The sequence below is a fragment of the Kitasatospora sp. NPDC043950 genome (genome assembly GCF_056435345.1).
Genome location: NZ_JBWKER010000041.1, coordinates 1 through 18,340 on the forward strand (window position 1 = coordinate 1; position 18,340 = coordinate 18,340).

15 protein-coding genes and 1 tRNA gene are annotated in these 18,340 nt (G+C 70.7%); 6 read left to right on the plus strand and 10 right to left on the minus strand.

The window, feature by feature from the left end:
- Positions 1–116: 116 nt before the first annotated feature.
- The 3 genes from metG to AC07BF_RS25675 all read right to left on the minus strand — a co-directional run bounded on the left by metG (position 117) and on the right by AC07BF_RS25675 (position 3,096).
- A complete protein-coding gene (gene metG / locus AC07BF_RS25665; RefSeq protein WP_478333968.1) occupies positions 117–1,850 on the minus strand; it encodes a methionine--tRNA ligase in 1,734 nt (577 codons plus the stop codon).
- Between the two features lie 197 nt (positions 1,851–2,047).
- A complete protein-coding gene (locus AC07BF_RS25670) occupies positions 2,048–2,248 on the minus strand; it encodes a DUF397 domain-containing protein (protein WP_063348346.1) in 201 nt (66 codons plus the stop codon).
- Positions 2,245–3,096 (minus strand): helix-turn-helix domain-containing protein, encoded by an 852-nt coding sequence (locus tag AC07BF_RS25675; RefSeq protein ID WP_363581421.1) that lies wholly within the window; start codon positions 3,094–3,096, stop codon positions 2,245–2,247. Before AC07BF_RS25675 ends, AC07BF_RS25670 begins: the two co-directional genes overlap by 4 nt.
- Positions 3,097–3,405: 309 nt before the next feature.
- Between AC07BF_RS25675 and AC07BF_RS25680 the strand changes: the two genes are divergently transcribed.
- Positions 3,406–3,564 carry a hypothetical protein gene (locus AC07BF_RS25680; RefSeq protein WP_350880619.1) on the plus strand — a complete coding sequence of 53 codons (159 nt, stop codon included), beginning with the start codon at positions 3,406–3,408 and terminating at the stop codon, positions 3,562–3,564.
- Positions 3,565–3,615: 51 nt separating this feature from the next.
- On the opposite strand, the gene AC07BF_RS25685 is transcribed toward AC07BF_RS25680, so the two are convergent.
- The 3 genes from AC07BF_RS25685 to AC07BF_RS25695 form a co-directional block, all read right to left on the minus strand.
- Positions 3,616–3,816, minus strand: coding sequence for a DUF397 domain-containing protein (locus AC07BF_RS25685; protein ID WP_350880617.1), 201 nt, complete (start codon positions 3,814–3,816; stop codon positions 3,616–3,618).
- A gap of 60 nt (positions 3,817–3,876) precedes the next feature.
- A complete protein-coding gene (locus AC07BF_RS25690; RefSeq protein ID WP_363581419.1) occupies positions 3,877–4,506 on the minus strand; it encodes a GNAT family N-acetyltransferase in 630 nt (209 codons plus the stop codon).
- Positions 4,507–4,629: 123 nt separating this feature from the next.
- Positions 4,630–5,913, minus strand: coding sequence for an adenylosuccinate synthase (locus tag AC07BF_RS25695; RefSeq protein WP_363581417.1), 1,284 nt, complete (start codon positions 5,911–5,913; stop codon positions 4,630–4,632).
- Between the two features lie 126 nt (positions 5,914–6,039).
- Between AC07BF_RS25695 and AC07BF_RS25700 the strand changes: the two genes are divergently transcribed.
- The 3 genes from AC07BF_RS25700 (at position 6,040) to purM (ending at position 9,885) form a co-directional block, all read left to right on the plus strand.
- On the plus strand, positions 6,040–6,894 hold the full coding sequence (locus tag AC07BF_RS25700; RefSeq protein ID WP_363581415.1) for a diacylglycerol kinase family protein: 855 nt from the start codon (positions 6,040–6,042) through the stop codon (positions 6,892–6,894).
- A gap of 242 nt (positions 6,895–7,136) precedes the next feature.
- Entirely contained in the window at positions 7,137–8,720 is a 1,584-nt protein-coding gene (gene purF, locus AC07BF_RS25705) for an amidophosphoribosyltransferase (protein WP_350880611.1), read from the plus strand.
- Positions 8,721–8,799: 79 nt separating this feature from the next.
- Entirely contained in the window at positions 8,800–9,885 is a 1,086-nt protein-coding gene (gene purM / locus AC07BF_RS25710; RefSeq protein WP_363581413.1) for a phosphoribosylformylglycinamidine cyclo-ligase, read from the plus strand.
- A 162-nt stretch (positions 9,886–10,047) separates the two neighbouring features.
- Here purM and AC07BF_RS25715 read toward each other — a convergent pair whose 3' ends face one another.
- The gene (locus tag AC07BF_RS25715; protein ID WP_063348338.1) at positions 10,048–10,305 is read right to left on the minus strand and encodes a DUF3073 domain-containing protein; all 258 of its coding nucleotides are present in this window, start codon (positions 10,303–10,305) and stop codon (positions 10,048–10,050) included.
- 416 nt (positions 10,306–10,721) lie between these two features.
- Positions 10,722–11,879, minus strand: coding sequence for a Glu/Leu/Phe/Val dehydrogenase dimerization domain-containing protein (locus tag AC07BF_RS25720; protein WP_363581411.1), 1,158 nt, complete (start codon positions 11,877–11,879; stop codon positions 10,722–10,724).
- Between the two features lie 208 nt (positions 11,880–12,087).
- Between AC07BF_RS25720 and AC07BF_RS25725 the strand changes: the two genes are divergently transcribed.
- Positions 12,088–12,975, plus strand: a complete 888-nt coding sequence (locus tag AC07BF_RS25725) for a DUF8083 family protein (RefSeq protein WP_363581409.1) — start codon at positions 12,088–12,090, stop codon at positions 12,973–12,975.
- A gap of 485 nt (positions 12,976–13,460) precedes the next feature.
- Positions 13,461–13,667 (plus strand): developmental transcriptional regulator BldC, encoded by a 207-nt coding sequence (gene bldC, locus AC07BF_RS25730; protein ID WP_014137253.1) that lies wholly within the window; start codon positions 13,461–13,463, stop codon positions 13,665–13,667.
- Between the two features lie 357 nt (positions 13,668–14,024).
- Here the strand turns inward: bldC and AC07BF_RS25735 are convergent.
- Both AC07BF_RS25735 and hrpA read right to left on the minus strand, forming a co-directional pair.
- Positions 14,025–14,098 (minus strand) — tRNA-Asp (locus AC07BF_RS25735).
- Between the two features lie 118 nt (positions 14,099–14,216).
- Positions 14,217–18,203 carry an ATP-dependent RNA helicase HrpA gene (gene hrpA, locus AC07BF_RS25740; protein ID WP_363581407.1) on the minus strand — a complete coding sequence of 1,329 codons (3,987 nt, stop codon included), beginning with the start codon at positions 18,201–18,203 and terminating at the stop codon, positions 14,217–14,219.
- Positions 18,204–18,340: the final 137 nt, after the last annotated feature.

Consider the following 18,340-nt stretch of genomic DNA (forward strand, 5'->3'; position numbering starts at 1 on the left):
CTCCGCCCCCCCCCCCCCCCCCCCCCCCCCCCCCCCCCCCCCCCCCCCCCCCCCCCCCTCCCCCCCCCCCCCCCTCGCCCCCCCCCCCCCCCCCCCCCCCCCCCCCCCCCCGGGGCTCAGCCCTCCTGGCCGCCGAAGCGGGTGGTCCAGGCGGCCAGGTCCTCGTCGGTGATCTTGGCGAACAGCACCGGCGGCACGGTGAACGCCGTCCCGGCCGGCACCAGGTCCAGTGCCCGCGCCTGCTCCGGGCCGACCCAGGACAGGCCGGCCGCCGGAGCGTCCTCGGGCAGGGCGAAGGCGCCGCGCATCGCCGCCGCCGCGGTCGGGATGAACGGCTCGGAGACCACCGCGTACAGCTGGATCAGGTTCATCGCGGTGCGCAGGGTCAGCGCCGCCGCGTCCGGGTCGGTCTTCACCTGGAGCCAGGGCGCCTTCTCGTCCAGGTACGCGTTGCCAGCGCTCCACAGCGCGCGCAGAGCCTGCGCGGCCTTGCGGAAGTTGAGCCCGTCCAGCTGGGCCTCGTACTCGGCCAGCAGGGCGGCGATCTGCTCGCCGAGGCGCTGTTCGGCCTCGCCGGGCGCGTGGCCGGCCGGGACGGCGTCGCCGAAGCGCTTGCGGCTGAAGGTGAGCACCCGGTTGACGAAGTTGCCGAGGGTGTCGGCGAGGTCCTTGTTGACGACGGAAGCGAAGAGGTCCCAGGTGAAGCTGGAGTCGTCCGACTCGGGGGCGTGCGCCATCAGGAAGTAGCGCCAGTAGTCGGCCGGCAGCAGTTCCAGGGCGACGTCGGTGAAGATGCCGCGCTTCTGGCTGGTGGAGAACTTCCCGCCGTAGTACGTCAGCCAGTTGAAGGCCTTGACGTAGTCGACCTTCTTCCACGGTCGGCGCGAGCCGAGGATCGTGGCCGGGAACATCACGGTGTGGAACGGGACGTTGTCCTTGGCCATGAACTCGGTGTACCGGACGCTGTGGTCGGCCTCGTACCACCAGGACTTCCAGTCCCGGGCCTGCCCGGCCGGGGCCGCGTCCGCCCACTCCTTGGTGGCGCCGATGTACTCGATCGGGGCGTCGAACCAGACGTAGAACACCTTGCCCTCGGCCGCCAGCCCCGGCCAGACGTCGGCCGGCACCGGGACGCCCCACTCCAGGTCGCGGGTGATCGCGCGGTCCTGGAGGCCCTCGGTGAGCCACTTGCGGGCGATCGAGGAGGCCAGCACCGGCCAGTCGTCGCCGTGGGCGGCGATCCACTGCTCGACCTCGTCGGTCAGCTCCGACTGGAGCAGGAACAGGTGCCTGGTCTCCCGGACCTCCAGGTCGGAGCTGCCGCTGATCGCCGAACGCGGCTCCAGCAGGTCGGTCGGGTCCAGTACCCGGGTGCAGTTCTCGCACTGGTCGCCGCGCGCCTTGTCGTAGCCGCAGTGCGGGCAGGTGCCGACGATGTAGCGGTCCGGCAGGAAGCGGCCGTCGGCGTTGGAGTACACCTGCCGGATCGCGCGCTCCTCGATGAAGCCGTTGCGCTGGAGTTCGCGGGCGATCTCCTGGGTGATCTCGCGGTTCTGCGGGGAGGAGCTGCGGCCGAAGTGGTCGAAGGACAGCCCGAAGCCGTCGTACACCGCCTTCTGCGCGTCGTGCGCCTGGGCGCAGAACTCGGCGACGGGCAGCCCGGCCTCCTGCGCGGCCAGTTCGGCGGGCGTGCCGTGCTCGTCGGTCGCGCAGATGTAGAGCACCTCGTGGCCGCGCTGGCGCAGGTAGCGGGAGTAGACGTCCGCCGGGAGCATCGACCCGACCATGTTGCCCAGGTGCTTGATCCCGTTGATGTACGGAAGGGCGCTGGTGACCAGGTGCCGAGCCATCCTCGGATGCTCCGATTTCTCCCGCACGCGCACCCCACCCGGAGTGCTGTGCCAGGCGCAGGGGTCCACTGTGGGCTGCCAAGCCTACCGCCGCCGGGCCGGGAGGGCGGTGCGGCTCAGGGGGGCGGACTCAGGGGCGGGCGCGGTTCAAGGGCGGCGCTGCTCGGGGGCGGGTGCTGCTCGGGGGCGGGTGCGACTCAGGGCCCGACGGAGTCGCTGTACCGGTCGAACTCCCCGGCCTTCACCCCGCGGACGAACGCGGCCCACTTGCGCGGCGTGGTCCGGACGACGATCTCGGGGCGGTCCGACTCGCGGATCTCCACCAGACCGTCGGCGGCTCTGATCTCGACGCACTCGTTGCTCTCGCCGCTGGACGAGGACTTCCGCCACTCAGTCATGAGAAGTCTTTCAGTAAGGCCCGGATGAAGTCCCGGGACTCGGCCGGCCCGAGGGCGACCGCGGCGGTCTCCTCCTTGATCTGTCGGTACGTCTGCAGTTCGGTGTCGGTGTGCACGAACTTCGGCCCGTTCGAGAGGTCGATCTGCACGGTGTCGAGCTCGGGAACGGGCCCGCGGGCGAGGTAGAGGCTCTCTCCGGACCCGGGAAAGGTCTCGACGCTGAACGGGATGGTCCGGATCTCCACCCCGGGCCGCTCGGAATGCTCCAGCACGTCGAGCAGTTGGTCGCGCAGCACCACCGCCCCGCCGAACTGCATGCGCAGCGCGGATTCGTGGATGTACGCGGCGTACGGCTTCGGGCGTTCGGTGAACAGCCGCTGGCGCTGGATCCGGAACGCGGTGCGGGCGTCGGCGTCTGGCTGGGGCATCGGCGGCCGGACCCGGGCGAACACCGCGGAGGCGTACGCCGAGGTCTGCAGCAGTCCGGGGATGAAGGTGGTGTGCAGGATGGCCAGCGACTCGGCGTGGTGCTCCATCTCCGCGATGTCGATGAGCCCGCCGGGCAGCCGGCCGCGGTAGCCGTCCCACCAGTACTTGCGCCGGTCCTGCGTCATCGCGAGCAGCGCGTCGAGGTAGGGGCCGTCGGCGCAGTGGCAGGTGCGGGCCCAGAGCCGGAGCCGTTCGGCGCTGATGCCGGACTTCCCGTTCTCCATCTGCGAGATCTTGGGCAGGTCGGTGCCCAGGGTGGCGGCCAGGCTCTTGGGCGTCACGCCCACGCGTTCGCGCATCTTGCGCAGCTCGATGCCAAGGCGCTGCTGACGCACGGTCGGCGACAAGCGGGGTGGCATGACTCTCTTCTCCGGATCGCGGCTCGGGTCGATGCTTCCGGTGAAGTGTGCCGTGCTCACCCGGCCCTAGCTACTGAAATGGGGGATACCCCACGATGGAGTGAACGTTCTCCCGCTCGGTAGCAAGTCTTGCACCTCGACCCTATGGTCGTTCCCGCGTCAGTCACTGACTTGTTGTGGCCTAAACAGCCGCCAATCAGCCGTAAATACACACCAGATGCATGGTCGGCACGCTCGACATCACCGACCGGAGACTGTCATGCCGCTTCCGCTGCTTCTCACCCCCGCCCACCGCATTCCCGCCACCCGGTGAACGGCCTGCTCGTCGCCGGTTTGTCCGCCCTCCTGCTCGCCGTGCTATTCGTCGGCTGGCTGGTCTGGCTGGTCAACGCCCAACCCCGCGAACCGCGTTCCGTAAAACGCGAGTTCGTCGTCCGCCATTCCTCCGCCGCCGTCGAGAAGAAATAGCGCGCGGCAGCGGTGGCCCCCCGCCGGGAGGGGGGCCACCGGAGGGTGCGGTCAGCCGTCGCCGAAGTGGTCGAATTCGCCGCGCTTCACGCCCTCGATCCAGAGCGCGAACTTCTGCGGGGTGGTGACGATGATCGCGTCGGGGCTCTCGGATTCGCGGACCTCGATCAGTCCCCGTTCGTTGACGGACACCTCCACGGAGTCGCCGCCGTCCCGGGTGCTGCTGGTGGACTTCTGCCACTGCTGGGTCATCGGTTTCCTACTCCCATCGCGGTTCCTGCCTGGCACCCTGGACAACTCCCGGGGGGCCGTTCAGGAACGGGGGCGCACGGGGGGTTGGGCACCGCGCGAAAGGCGCTCGACGAGGCGGATCCGGGCGGCGGGCCACTCGTCGGCGAGCATCGAGAAGTAGGCGGTGTCGCGCCACACGCCGGTGGCGCGCCGCTTCTCGCGGCGGTGGACGCCCTCGTACCGGGCGCCGAGGCGCAGGATCGCGTTGCGGGAGCGCTCGTTGAGCGCGTCCGTCTTCCAGTAGACCCGGCCCATGCCCAGGTCGTCGAAGGCGTGCGAGAGCAGCAGCAGCTTGGCCTCGGTGTTGACGGGCGTGCGCCAGACCGAGCGGGCGTACCAGGTGCCGCCGATCTCGACGACCTCGTCGACGGGCCTGACGTCGTAGTAGCCGGTGATGCCGACGGCCCGGCCGCTGGGGAGGTCGATCACGGCGAACTTCACCGCCGACCCGGCCGCCACCTCGGCGAGCCGGGCGTCGAGGATCGCGCCCAGTTCCTCCTCGGTCGCGGGCGGGAGGGAGGGGATCCAGCGCCAGACCTCCGGGTCGGGGCCGACGCCGGCCCACAGGTCGGGCAGGTGGTGGCGGCCGAGGGGCTCCAGGCGGACGTGGCGGCCGGTGAGGGTCACGGGCGTGGGCGGCTGTGCGGTCATGCCGGAAAGGTAGCGCCATGCTGCACTAGATGCAATGAACTTCTGCACTAGTGCAAAATCGGCGGAGCGGGCAAAGCGAAGGGCCCCGTGGGACGTCCCGCGGGGCCCTCGACCGGATCAGGCTCAGATGAACGAGTTGATCTGGATCGTCTCGTCGCGGCCCGGGCCGACGCCGATGGCGGAGATCGGCGCGCCGGACATCTCCTCCAGCGCCTTCACGTACGCCTGCGCGTTCTTCGGCAGCTCGGCGAAGGTCTTGGCCTTGCTGATGTCCTCGGTCCAGCCCGGCAGCGTCTCGTAGATCGGCTTGGCGTGGTGGAAGTCGGACTGGTTGTACGGGAGTTCCTCGACCCGCTTGCCGTCGATCTCGTACGCGACGCAGACCGGGATCTGCTCCCAGCCGGTGAGCACGTCGAGCTTGGTGAGGAAGAAGTCGGTGAGGCCGTTGACCCGGGTCGCGTAGCGCGCGATGACCGCGTCGAACCAGCCGCAGCGACGGTCACGGCCGGTGGTGACACCGCGCTCGCCGCCGATGCGGCGCAGCGCCTCGCCGTCCTCGTCCAGCAGCTCGGTCGGGAACGGGCCGGAGCCGACGCGGGTGGTGTAGGCCTTGAGGATGCCGATGACCCGGTCGATCTTGGTCGGGCCGATGCCGGCGCCGGTGCAGGCGCCACCCGAGGTCGGGTTCGACGAGGTCACGAAGGGGTACGTGCCGTGGTCGACGTCGAGCAGGGTGCCCTGGCCGCCCTCCAGCAGGACGACCTTGTTCGCCTTGAGCGCCTGGTCCAGGACGAGGGTGGTGTCGGCGAGGAAGGGCTTGATCTTGTCCGCGTAGCCGAGGTACTCCTCGACGACCAGCTCGGCCGGGATGGCGCGGCGGTTGTACAGCTTGACCAGGATCTGGTTCTTGTCGTGCAGCGCCGCCTCGATCTTCTGGCGCAGGATCGACTCGTCGAACAGGTCCTGGACCCGGATGCCGACGCGGTTGATCTTGTCCGCGTAGGTCGGGCCGATGCCGCGGCCGGTGGTGCCGATCCGACGCTTGCCGAGGAAGCGCTCGGTGACCTTGTCCAGGGTGCGGTGGTACGGCGTGATCAGGTGGGCGTTGCCCGAGATCAGCAGCTTGGAGGTGTCGATGCCACGGTCGTTGAGGCCGCTCAGCTCGGAGAGCAGCACGCCCGGGTCGATGACGACGCCGTTGCCGATGACCGGCGTCACGTTAGGGCTGAGGATGCCGGAGGGGAGCAGGTGCAGGGCGTACTTCTGGTCGCCGATGACCACCGTGTGACCGGCGTTGTTGCCGCCCTGGTAGCGGACGACGTAGTCGACGGAGCCGCCGAGGAGGTCGGTGGCCTTCCCCTTGCCCTCGTCCCCCCACTGAGCGCCAACGAGCACGAGTGCCGGCACAGGCGTACACCCCTTCCGGTTGGGGCATCCTGCGTAGGCCGCAGTCTGCCCCGAGATAGACGAAGCCCCTGGCGCAGTAGCGCAAGGGGCTCTTGCACCGAGAGATTACCTGAGGAAGGACCGGTCGTGTCGTCCCTGTCCACGCCCGCAACCGGCGGCCCCGAGCCGCTCCTGCTGCTCCTCGACCCGGCGGCCCGGCAGACCGACGGCGAGTCGGTGCGGATCGCGAAGGACGTGCTCTGCGGAGGCGCGGACGTCAAGGTGGTCTATCCGGAGAGCCCGTCCGAACTCGACCGGGTGCTTTCGCACCGGGGTCGTCGACGCCCGGTCGTGATCGGTTCCGACCTGGCGTTGCAGCGGGTGCTCCAAGCCCTGTACCGCCAGCGTGAGCTGGGCGCGGATCCGGTGGGCATGGTTCCGGTCGGCCGGTCGGAGGAGCTGGTCGCGGCCCGCGCGCTCGGGGTGCCGGGCGAGCCGGTCCGGGCCGCGCGAGCGGTGCTGTCGGGTGCGGCGCGCAAGCTCGACCTGCTGGTGGACGACGGCGGCGGGGTGGCGCTGGGAGGGGTGCGGATCACCGGTGCCGGGACGCGGCGTCCGGCCGGCCGTACGGGTGGTTGGCGTTCGCTATGGGCGAAACTGGCTGCGGCCGAGCAGGCGAACGCACTCGCGGCGGACGGCCGGTCCTCCGCCGAGCACAACCCCCGGGTCCGGGTCGAGGCCGACGGCCGGCTGCTCGCCGACGTGCACCGGCCGGTGCGGCTGGTCCAGCTGACCCTGCCGGGCGTCGAGGCGGACGCCGCCGGCGTGCTGGAGGTGGTGATCCGCGCGCCCGGCGCCCTGGTGCGCGCCCGGGCGGAGAGCGTCTCGGTGGTCGGGCGCGGCTTCGGCTACGAGGCGGACGGCCACCCCGTCGGTCCGGTCCGCGCCCGCACCTGGACGGTCCACCCGGGCGCCTGGGGCCTGTTGCTGCCCGCCGCGTGACGCCGGGGTGAACCCCGGGTGAGCAGGCTCACTTTCGCCGTCGCCCCGACTCCCGGCCCTCCGCACACGGAACGCCCCAACAGGCGCGAACCACAAGGCCAACCGCCTCCGGCCGGAATTCCCCCCACCCGAAATCCCCACCCGGTAAGGGGTTTTGTCTACGCGCGTTACCGGCCGATCGTCAGACAATCCCGGCCGCCCGGGTTCCGGAAGCCCGTGCCCGCTGCCCTAGACTCGAAGACGTGCCACGTGGTGACGGAAGACTCAACCACGATCTTCTTCCCGGTGAGAAAGGCCCCCAGGACGCTTGCGGCGTCTTCGGTGTCTGGGCTCCCGGCGAGGAGGTCGCCAAGCTCACGTTCTTCGGCCTTTACGCCCTGCAGCACCGCGGTCAGGAATCCGCGGGCATCGCAGTGAGCAACGGCTCCCAGATTCTCGTCTTCAAGGACATGGGGCTCGTGTCCCAGGTCTTCGACGAGGCCTCCCTGGGGTCGTTGCACGGGCATATCGCCGTCGGACACGCCCGCTACTCGACCACCGGGTCCTCGGTCTGGGAGAACGCCCAGCCGACCTTCCGCGCGACCGTGCACGGTTCGCTGGCCCTCGGGCACAACGGAAACCTGGTGAACACCGCCGAACTGGCGGCGATGGTCGCCGAACTGCCCGGTGAGGAGCACGTCTCCCGCTCCGGGCGGAGCGCCGCGACCAACGACACCGACCTGGTGACCGCGCTGCTCGCCGGCCACCCGGACCTCTCCATCGAGGAGACGGCCAAGGTCGTGCTGCCCAAGGTCAAGGGCGCGTTCTCGCTCGTCTTCATGGACGAGCACACCCTCTACGCCGCCCGCGACCCGCAGGGCATCCGCCCGCTGGTGCTCGGTCGGCTGGAGCGCGGCTGGGTGGTCGCCTCCGAGACGGCGGCGCTGGACATCTGCGGCGCCTCGTTCATCCGCGAGGTCGAGCCCGGCGAGCTGATCGCCGTCGACGAGAACGGCATGCGCAGCTCCCGCTTCGCCGAGGCGAAGCCCAAGGGCTGCGTGTTCGAGTACGTCTACCTGGCCCGCCCCGACACCAGCATCGCCGGGCGCAACGTGCACCTCTCCCGCGTGGAGATGGGCCGCCGCCTGGCGAAGGAGGCGCCCGTCGAGGCCGACCTGGTGATAGCGACGCCGGAGTCCGGCACCCCCGCCGCGATCGGCTACGCCGAGGCCAGCGGCATCCCGTACGGCTCCGGCCTGGTGAAGAACGCCTACGTGGGCCGCACCTTCATCCAGCCCAGCCAGACCATCCGTCAGCTCGGCATCCGGCTCAAGCTCAACCCGCTGCGCGAGGTCATCGCGGGCAAGCGCCTGGTGGTCGTCGACGACTCGATCGTCCGCGGCAACACCCAGCGCGCGCTGGTGCGGATGCTGCGCGAGGCCGGCGCCGCCGAGGTGCACATCCGGATCTCCTCGCCGCCGGTGAAGTGGCCGTGCTTCTTCGGCATCGACTTCGCCACCCGCGCGGAGCTGATCGCCAACGGGATGACCGTCGAGGAGATCGGCCGCACGCTCGGCGCGGACTCGCTCTCCTACATCTCGATCGACGGCATGATCGAGGCCACCAAGCAGCCCAAGGACAGGCTCTGCCGGGCCTGCTTCGACGGCGAGTACCCGATGGAGCTGCCGGACCCGGCACTGCTCGGCAAGCTCCTGCTGGAGGCCGAGATCAAGGGCAGCCAGCAGCCGCCGGCCGTGCGCGGCAAGCCGACCAGCGGCAGCGACCTGGACGGCGTCCAGTCGCTGCTCGGCGGGGCGGGCGCGGCCGACGCGCTGCGCCGCCCGTAACGAATCCACGGTGGGGTCCCGCGAAACGGGGCCCCACCGCTGTTCCAGCCCCCACCAGACCCGAGAGGGCCGCACCGTAGTGACCAGCAACCAGAACGGCGCCACCTACGCCGCAGCCGGCGTCGACATCGAGGCGGGCGACCGCGCCGTCGAGCTCATGAAGCAGTGGGTGAAGAAGGCGAACCGCCCCGAGGTGGTCGGCGGTCTCGGCGGCTTCGCCGGCCTCTTCGACGCGTCCGCCTTCAAGCGCTACGAGCGGCCGCTGCTGGCTTCGGCCACCGACGGCGTGGGGACCAAGGTGGCCATCGCGGCCGCCATGGACAAGCACGACACCATCGGCCACGACCTGGTCGGCATGGTCGTCGACGACCTGGTCGTGTGCGGCGCCGAGCCGCTGTTCATGACCGACTACATCTGCGTCGGCAAGGTCGTGCCGGAGCGGGTCGCCGCGATCGTCAAGGGCATCGCCGAGGGCTGCGCGCTGGCCGGCTGCGCCCTGGTCGGCGGCGAGACCGCCGAGCACCCGGGCCTGCTCGGCCCGGACGAGTACGACGTCGCGGGCGCCGGCACCGGCGTGGTCGAGGCCGACGCGCTGCTCGGCGCCGACCGCGTGCGGGCCGGCGACGTGGTGATCGCGATGGCGGCCTCGGGCCTGCACTCCAACGGCTACTCGCTGGTGCGCCACGTGCTGCTGAACGAGGCCGGCTGGAAGCTGGACCGCAAGGTCGAGGAGTTCGGCCGCACGCTCGGCGAGGAGCTGCTGGAGCCGACCCGGATCTACTCGCTGGACTGCCTGGCGCTCACCCGCGCCACCGAGATCCACGCCTTCTCGCACGTCACCGGCGGCGGCCTGGCGGCCAACCTGGCCCGGGTCGTCCCGGAGGGCCTGCACGCCCGCCTGGACCGCGGCACCTGGACCCCGCTGCCGGTCTTCCAGACCGTCGCCCAGGTCGGCAAGGTGGCCACCCTGGAGATCGAGAAGACGCTCAACATGGGCGTCGGCATGGTCGCGGTCGTCCCGCCGTCCTCGGTGGACGCCGTGCTGGCGATCCTGGAGGACCGCGGCGTCGAGGCCTGGCTGCTCGGCGACATCGTCGAGCGCACCGGCGAGCACGAGGCCGGCGCGGCGCTCTACAACGCCTACGAGGGCTTCACCGCGGGCTGAGCCCGGCTGGACGACGAGAGGGCCCCTCCGGCGCACCGGAGGGGCCCTCTCGTCGTCCAGCCACCCGGGGGGCGGCGACCACCCGGTAACCATCCGGTACGCGGGAACGCCGAAGACCGGCCTGGCGCGCTGGGCGCCTGGGCCGGTCGGCGAAACTACTGGCTACGAGCGGCGAGAGGCCTGCGACGGCCCGGTGCCCGGCTCGGTGTCGTCCTCGTCGTCGAGGTCGGCATAGCGGGCGGCGTACTCGGCATACGGGTCGTCGTCCTCCTCCTCCTCGATCGGCTCCGGGTCGATCGGAGCGGTGGACGGCGATGCGCCCAGCTCGTTGGACAGACGGTTAGCGTCAAACCCGCCGCTGTTGTACTTCAGCTCGCGGGCGACCTTCGTCTGCTTGGCCTTGGCCCGGCCGCGCCCCATGGGTCGACCCCCTCAACGATGGGGCTCACGGCCCCGAGTCTGACACGTGTTCATGATCAGGACCGGCCTGCCCGAATGGGAGGACCGTCCCTTGGAGCATTAACGGTACCTGTTTCCGCCGCTGGACGGTACGTCGTCGGTGTGACGTGGCGCGCACCGACCGCACCCGAGACCAGGTCTTCCCAGGTCAGGGGAGGTTTTGCGGCGGTTTGCGCGCTGTCCGGAGGTGTCTGAGGTCCGTCGTTCCAGGACCGATTATCCCCCCAAGGGGGACCTTGGATCACCCGATCGGGCGCAGAAGTGAGAATCCGGTTCCACATCGTGATGCGCGGGGGGCGGCTGGGCCCCTCCCGCCCGGGGGCGGGTCACGGGGGTGCGGCCGCCCCCCGCGCATCCGAGGTTCCGGGGGCGCCGGATCAGGCCCGGCGGGCGCCCGGCAGCAGGACCGTGCGCAGCGCGCTGATCTCGCGCATCCGCTTCTCGGCCAGGCGGTCGGCGGCGACCGCCGGCGGGACGCCGTCGGAGGCGGCCCGGGTGAAGATCTCCAGGGTGGTGTCGAAGATCCTGGTGGCCTTGTTCTTGGCCCGGTCGAAGTTGAAGCCCTCGATCTCGTCGGCGACCTGGATCACGCCGCCGGAGTTCACCAGGTAGTCCGGCGCGTAGAGGATGCCGCGGTCCGCGAGGTCCTTCTCGACGCCCGGGTGGGCCAGCTGGTTGTTGGCCGCGCCGCAGACGACCGTGGTGCCGGACTCGCCGAGCGCGGCCACCGTGTCGTCGGTCAGCGCGCCGCCCAGGGCGCAGGGGGCGTAGACGTCCAGCCGGGCCTGCAGCAGGGCGGCGGTGTCGGCGACGACCTCCACCTCCGGGTGGGCCGCGCGGACGCGGTTCACGGCGGTCTCGGAGACGTCGGTGATGACGACGGTGGCGCCGTCCGCGACGAGGTGGCCGACCAGGTAGTGGCCGACCTTGCCGACGCCCGCGACGCCGACCCGCTTCCCGCGCAGGGTCGGCTGGCCCCAGCGGGCCTGGGCGGTGGCGCGCATGCCCTGGAAGACGCCGAAGGCGGTCAGGATGGACGAGTCGCCGGCGCCGCCGTGCTCGGGCGAGCGGCCCGTCACGAACTGCGTCTCGCGCGCGATGACGTCCATGTCCTGCACGTAGGTGCCCACGTCGCAGGCGGTGATGTAGCGGCCGCGCAGGGACTCCACGAAGCGGCCGTAGGCGCGGAGCATCGCCTCGTTCTTGTCCTTGGTGGGGTCGCCGATGATGACGGCCTTGCCGCCGCCGAGGTCGAGCCCGGCCAGCGCGTTCTTGTAGGACATGCCGCGGGACAGGTTGAGCGCGTCCTCCAGGGCCGCCTCCTCGGAGGCGTACGGGAAGAAGCGGGTGCCGCCGAGGGCCGGGCCCAGCGCGGTGGAGTGGATGGCGATGATCGCCTTGAGCCCGGAGCTGCGGTCGTGGCAGAGGACGACCTGCTCGTGGCCGTCGCCGGGGGCGCCGTCCTGCTCGGTGCGGAAGATCCTGCTGAGCACTCCGGGTGCGGGGTGCGTGGCGGATGTCTGTACGTCGGTCACTGTGGTGACTCCAGTATCGAAGGCCCGCCTGCTGTGGTGCGGGCGCCTAGGGCGAAGCGTAGTCGCGGGAGCGTCGCCGATCCGCCCTCTTGTCCGAGCTTGTCCCCGCGGTCCGGGGAATGGGACGCCGGGGGTGCGCGGTGCGGGCGCGAAGGGGTTCGGGGGCGCGCCCTCCCGGGGCCGGTCGGCGCGTGCGACCATGCAGGACGTGACCGTCGTGCGCACCTCGGTACTGCCGCCCTACGCCGCCCACCTGCGGGTCTACGAGCCGCTGGCCGCCTACCCGGAGTCCGAGCGGGCGCGCTGGCAGGCCTACGCGGCGGAGCGCGGTCCGGACGCCGTCGAGGCGGCGCAGCCGGTGGCCGCGGCCGTCCTGGAGGAGCAGCGGGAGGCGCTGGCGGAGCTGGCCGCCCGGACGCCCCGGGCGCTGCCCGAGCGGGAGAGCGGGCGGGCCTACCTGCGGGTGGTGGACGGCGTGCTGTACGTCTGCCCGTGGGCGACCAGGCTGCGCAGCTGGCAGGCGCTGGAGGAGCTGCGGGCGGCCGCGCCGGTGGCGCTGCTGGACACCGCGGTGCCGCCGGTGGCCCGGGCGGCGGCGGAGGCGGACCGGGAGCGCTGGCGGGCCGGCCATCCGGACGCCCGGCCGTGGATCCTGACCAGCCGGTGGGAGGTGCCGGTGCGCTGGTTCCTGCCGTTCGGGGACGAGGACCGCTGTTTCGTGCCGGCGCAGGAGCGGGGCAAGCCGGGGCGGGCGGCGGCGCTGTTCTACCTGGTGCCGATGGCGCAGGCGCGCCGCCGGGTGGCCCGGGCCTTCCGGGCGCTGCGTGAAGAGGTGCCGGACGGGGAACTGGTCCGGGGGGCGGAACAGGTCGGGCGGTGGCTGGAGGAATTCCATCCGCGCTCGCTGGTGGAGCTGGACTACGGGGGGCTGGTGCATTTGCTGGGGCCGGAGCGGCTGTTGGCGGACCGTTCGGCGGGGGAGCTGGAGGAGGGGCTCCGCGCGCTGCGGGCGGGGGACACCGCGGAGGCGCTGCGCGCGTACGGGGAACTGACGGCGCGCTGGCGGAGGGTGCTGGCGCTGCGGTACGCGAACTGACGTCCGACCACCCGTGTATGACTGTAAGAGTCCTATGGCCCGAGCTGGATGACCAAGGTCCTGGTTCGGGTCAATAGCTGTCGAACGTGACACTACTCACCGTTGACGCGAACTTACCCCTATGTGCAAAAATGGGACAACCAGCCCAACTTCACGCGGGCATGCCCACTTTTGGGTGGTTCTGGAGTCGATGCGTGCTTTGCGGGGAAACAGGGGGTCTGGTCCCCTCGTAACCAGGCGTCACGGCCGCGTGACTGCCCGTTATGGGGTGGTCCATCGCCATCCGTCGCTCTTGAACCCGTGAGGGGTCAATTTTGGCGGTTTGGTCGATAGGGCTGGACGGATGGTGTAGTTGTAGACACCAGGACAAGCCGTTCGTCCTATAACCGACTCGGCCCGTCTATGCCATTTCGGGCATCGCGGGCCAAGGTGCAGAATTTGAAGGATAGAACCGCCCTGGTTCGGTTCTCCCGAGGAGGCCGCTCATGACCGCTCGTACCCCTGATGCTGAGCCCCTGCTGACGCCGGCAGAGGTCGCCACCATGTTCCGCGTGGACCCGAAGACGGTCACTCGTTGGGCCAAGGCGGGCAAGCTGACGTCCATTCGCACGCTCGGCGGTCACCGCCGTTACCGCGAGGCGGAGGTGCGCGCTCTGCTGGCCGGGATTCCCGCTCAGCGCACTGAGGCCTGATAGGCCGAAGGCTCTTTAAAGGGGCCGCTTACCGGACTCCGCCGGGTCCGGTAAGCGGCCCCTTTGCCATGCCCGCTCGCGGTGTCCGGGTACTCGGCACAACGTACGGAATGCTGAACTCCGGATAACGATTCGATGCGCATGATGCGGGGGGGATTTACAGTTAATGGCTGTACAATTTTACATATTAAATTAGTGAGGTCTTGGTGGGGGTGGTGCGGGGGTGTTCTCGGGAAAAGATAAGTGACGACCGTCACACCGTCTGTCACTTGTGGTCTGGACCTGGTCCGGGATAAACACCGGACGCCAAAAGCGAGAGGCCCGGAACCTGACGGTTCCGGGCCTCTCGCACTGCGGCGATCCCGACGGGACTTGAACCCGCGACCTCCACCTTGACAGGGTGGCGAGCTAACCAACTGCTCCACGGGACCAGAGTTTTCTGATCTCGTTCACTCGCTTGCCGCGCTGCGAACAAGACAGATCGTAGCCCATGGTGGGCCCCCAGGTCGAACTGGCACCTGAGGGCCCCCGAGGAGGCCGCCGCCCAGCTCAGAGCGTGGCCCTGGCGGCCTCCATCGCCTTGGTGATCCGCTTCTCCGACACCGGGCTCGGCGTGCCCAGCGACTGGGCGAAGAAGCTGACCCGCAACTCCTCGATCATCCAGCGGATCGCCAGCACCTCCGCGGACGGCTGCCGACCGGCCGGCACCGCCGCCAGCAGCTCCCCGTACTCCCGCTGCACCTGCTGGACCTTCAGCAACTGCTGGGCGTCCCGCTGCGGGTGGTTGGGCAGCGCCTCCAGCCGGCGGTCCACCGCCAGCAGGTAGCGCTTGAGGTCCGGCAGCCGCTGCCAGCCGGTGTCCGTGACGAAGCCCGGGTGCACCAGGGAGGCCAGGTGCAGCCGGATGTCGTTCACCGCGTTCAGCAGCACCGGGCTGCTCACCGACTTCAGCCGGGTCGAGGCCTTGTGGAAGGCGATCAGTGCGGTGGCCGTCTTCAGCGTGGTGTCCGCGGACAGGTCGTACAGGTCCGCCCGCACCTTGTCGTGCAGCGTGCCGAAGGCCGCCTCGTCCCAGGCCGGTCCGCCGGCCAGGGTCATCAGCCGGTCCGTCGCACAGGCCACCACGTCCTCGAAGAGGGCGTTCACCGAGCCGTGCGGGTTGTGCGAGAGCGCCAGCTTCGCCTGGTTGCCCAGCCGGCCCTGGATCGACTTGGCCGGGGAGGTGGTGGTCAGCATCAGCAGCCGGCGGGTGCCCTCCCACATCGACCGCGTCTGCGCCTGCGGGGTGTCGAACAGCTTCACGCCGACCGACGCCCCCTCGTCCACCAGGGCCGGGTAGGCGCGCAGCGAGTGGCCGCGCGAGCGCTGCTCGAAGGTGCGCTGGAGCACGGGCAGGCCGCCCGGCCAGGCGGTCAGCCCGCCCTGCTCGATGCCCTGGCCGGAGGCCGCCGAGGACAGCGTCTCCTTGAGCTTCGGCTTGAGTCGCAGCCGCAGCTCCTCCAGGTCCTTGGACTCGGCGAGCTTGCGGCGGCCGTCCACCACCCGGAAGGTCACCTTGAGGTGGTCCGGCACCCGCTCGTCGTCCCAGGCCTCCGGCGGCACGGTGATGGCCGTCAGGCGCTTGAGGGCGTGCTCCAGGGACGGCAGCAGCGGCTCCTGGCGGTCCTCCACCGCGCGCAGCGCCGCCTTCGCGAAGTCCGGCGCCGGCACGAAGTTGCGCCGGATCGCCTTCGGCAGCGACTTGATGTACGCGGTGACCAGCTCCGTCCGCAGGCCCGGGATCTGCCAGTCGAAGCCCTCCGCGGTGACCTGGTTGAGCACCGGCAGCGGGATGTGGACGGTCACGCCGTCCGCGTCGCTGCCCGGTTCGAACTGGTAGGTCAGCTGGAAGCGCAGCTTGCCCTGCTGCCAGTGGTCCGGGTAGTCGGCCTCCGTGACGCCGTCCGCGGAGTCGTTGATCAGCATCGACTTCTCGAAGTTGAGCAGGTCCGGCTGCTCGTGCCGGGCCTTCTTCCACCAGGAGTCGAAGTGCCGGGTGGAGACCACGTCCTCCGGCAGCCGGGCGTCGTAGAACTCGAACAGGGTCTGGTCGTCGACCATGATGTCCCGGCGCCGGGCCCGGTTCTCCAGCTCCTCGACCTCGCCGAGCAGCTTGCGGTTCTCGGCGAAGAACCGGTGGTGGGTCTCCCAGTCGCCCTCGACCAGCGCGTTGCGGATGAACAGCTCGCGGCACAGCTCCGGGTCGATCCGGCCGTAGTTGACCTTGCGCTGGGCGACGACCGGCATCCCGTAGAGCGTCACCCGCTCGTACGCCAGGACGGCTCCGGCCTTCTTCTCCCAGTGCGGCTCGCTGTACGTCCGCTTGATCAGGTGGCCGGCCAGCGGCTCCACCCACTCCGGCTCGATCTTGGCGTTGATCCGCGCCCACAGCCGGGACGTCTCCACCAGCTCGGCCGACATCACCCAGCGCGGCGGCTTCTTGAACAGGCCCGAGCCCGGGAACACCGCGAACCGGGCGCCGCGCGCGCCGCCGTACTCGCGCTTCTCCACGTCGAACAGGCCGATGTGGGAGAGCAGGCCGGCCAGCAGCGACTGGTGGATCCGGTCGGCGTCCGGCTCGGCGTCCTCGTGCGGCTCCTCGATGGTGACGCCCAACTGCTTGGCGACCGTGCGCAGCTGGGTGTAGATGTCCTGCCACTCCCGTATCCGCAGGTAGTTGAGGAACTCCGCCTTGCACATCCGGCGGAAGGCCGAGGAGGACAGCTCGCGCTGCTGCTCCCGGACGTAGCGCCACATCGCCAGGTAGGACAGGAAGTCGGAGGTCTCCGAGTTGAACCGGCGGTGCCGCTCGTCGGCGGCCTGGCGCTTCTCGGCGGGGCGCTCGCGCGGGTCCTGGATGGACAGCGCGGCGGCGATCACCATCACGTCGCGCACGCAGCCGTTCTTGTCGGCCTCCAGCACCATCCGGGCCATCCGCGGGTCCACCGGGAGCTGGGCCAGCTGGCGGCCGAGCGCGGTGAGGCGCTTGCGCGGGTCCTTCTCGTCCGGGTCCAGCGCGCCCAGCTCGTGCAGCAGGTGCACGCCGTCCTTGATGTTGCGGGAGTCCGGCGGGTCCAGGAACGGGAAGGCGGCGATGTCGCCGAGGCCCGCCGCCGTCATCTGCAGGATCACCGAGGCCAGGTTGGTGCGCAGGATCTCGGCGTCGGTGAACTCGGGGCGGGAGAGGAAGTCCTCCTCCGAGTACAGCCGGATGCAGATGCCGTCGGAGGTGCGGCCGCAGCGGCCCTTGCGCTGGTTGGCGCTGGCCTGGCTGATCGCCTCGATCGGCAGCCGCTGCACCTTGGTGCGGTGGCTGTAGCGGGAGATCCGGGCGGTGCCCGGGTCGATCACGTACTTGATGCCGGGGACGGTGAGGCTGGTCTCGGCGACGTTGGTGGCGAGGACGATCCGGCGGCTGCCGGAGCGCTGGAACACCCGGTGCTGCTCGGCCGAGCTCAGCCGGGCGTACAGCGGCAGGACCTCGGTGGACTTGAGTTTCAGCTTGTCCAGGGCATCGGCGGTGTCGCGGATCTCGCGCTCGCCGGAGAGGAAGACCAGGATGTCGCCCGGGCCCTCGGCCTGGAGCTCCTGGGCCGCTTCGCAGATCGCCTGGATCTGGTCCCGGTCGCGGTCGGCGTCCGTCGCGTCGTCGTCCTCGTCCAGGTCGTCGACGAGCGGGCGGTAGCGGACCTCCACCGGGTAGGTGCGGCCGGAGACCTCGATGATCGGGGCGTCGTCGAAGTGCCGGGCGAAGCGCTGCGGGTCGATGGTCGCGGAGGTGATCACGACCTTGAGGTCCGGGCGGCGCGGGAGCAACTGCTTGACGTAGCCGAGGATGAAGTCGATGTTGAGGCTGCGTTCGTGCGCCTCGTCGATGATCAGGGTGTCGTACTGGAGCAGTTCGCGGTCGGTCTGGATCTCCGCGAGCAGGATGCCGTCCGTCATCAGCTTGACCAGGGTGTCCTGGCCGACCTGGTCGGTGAACCGGACCTTCCAGCCGACCGCCTCGCCCAGCGGGCTGCGCAGCTCCTCCGCGACCCGCTCGGCGACCGTACGGGCGGCGATCCGGCGCGGCTGGGTGTGGCCGACCAGACCGCGCACGCCGCGGCCCAGCTCCAGACAGATCTTCGGGATCTGGGTGGTCTTGCCGGAGCCGGTCTCACCCGCGACGATCACCACCTGGTGGTCCCGGATGGCCGCCAGGATCTCGTCCTTCTTCTGGCTGACCGGCAGCTCGGCGGGATAGCTGATCGGCGGGACGGCACCGCGGCGCTGCTCGACCAGCAGCTCGGCGCGGTCGATGTCGGCGGCGATCTGGGCGGCGACCTTCTGCCGGGCCTCGGGCTTGCGGACCCGACGGGCCCCCTCCAGTCGGCGCCCGATCCGCACCTGGTCGCGCAGGGTCAGCTCGGGCAGGCGGGCGGCCAGCTCACCGATACCGGAACCCTCGGCGGGTGCGGGGGCGGACTGGACTGCGGGAGAACTCACTGCGGGCATCCCTCTAGGTTCGCAAGGAGGCACGGCGGCGCGCACCTCGGTTTTCGAGCCTCTCCAGTGTCACAGCCCCCGGCGGCCGAGCGCGAACGGCGGGTCCGGGTGCCGGTGACGTCGGGCCGGGCGGCTTCGGGCCGGGC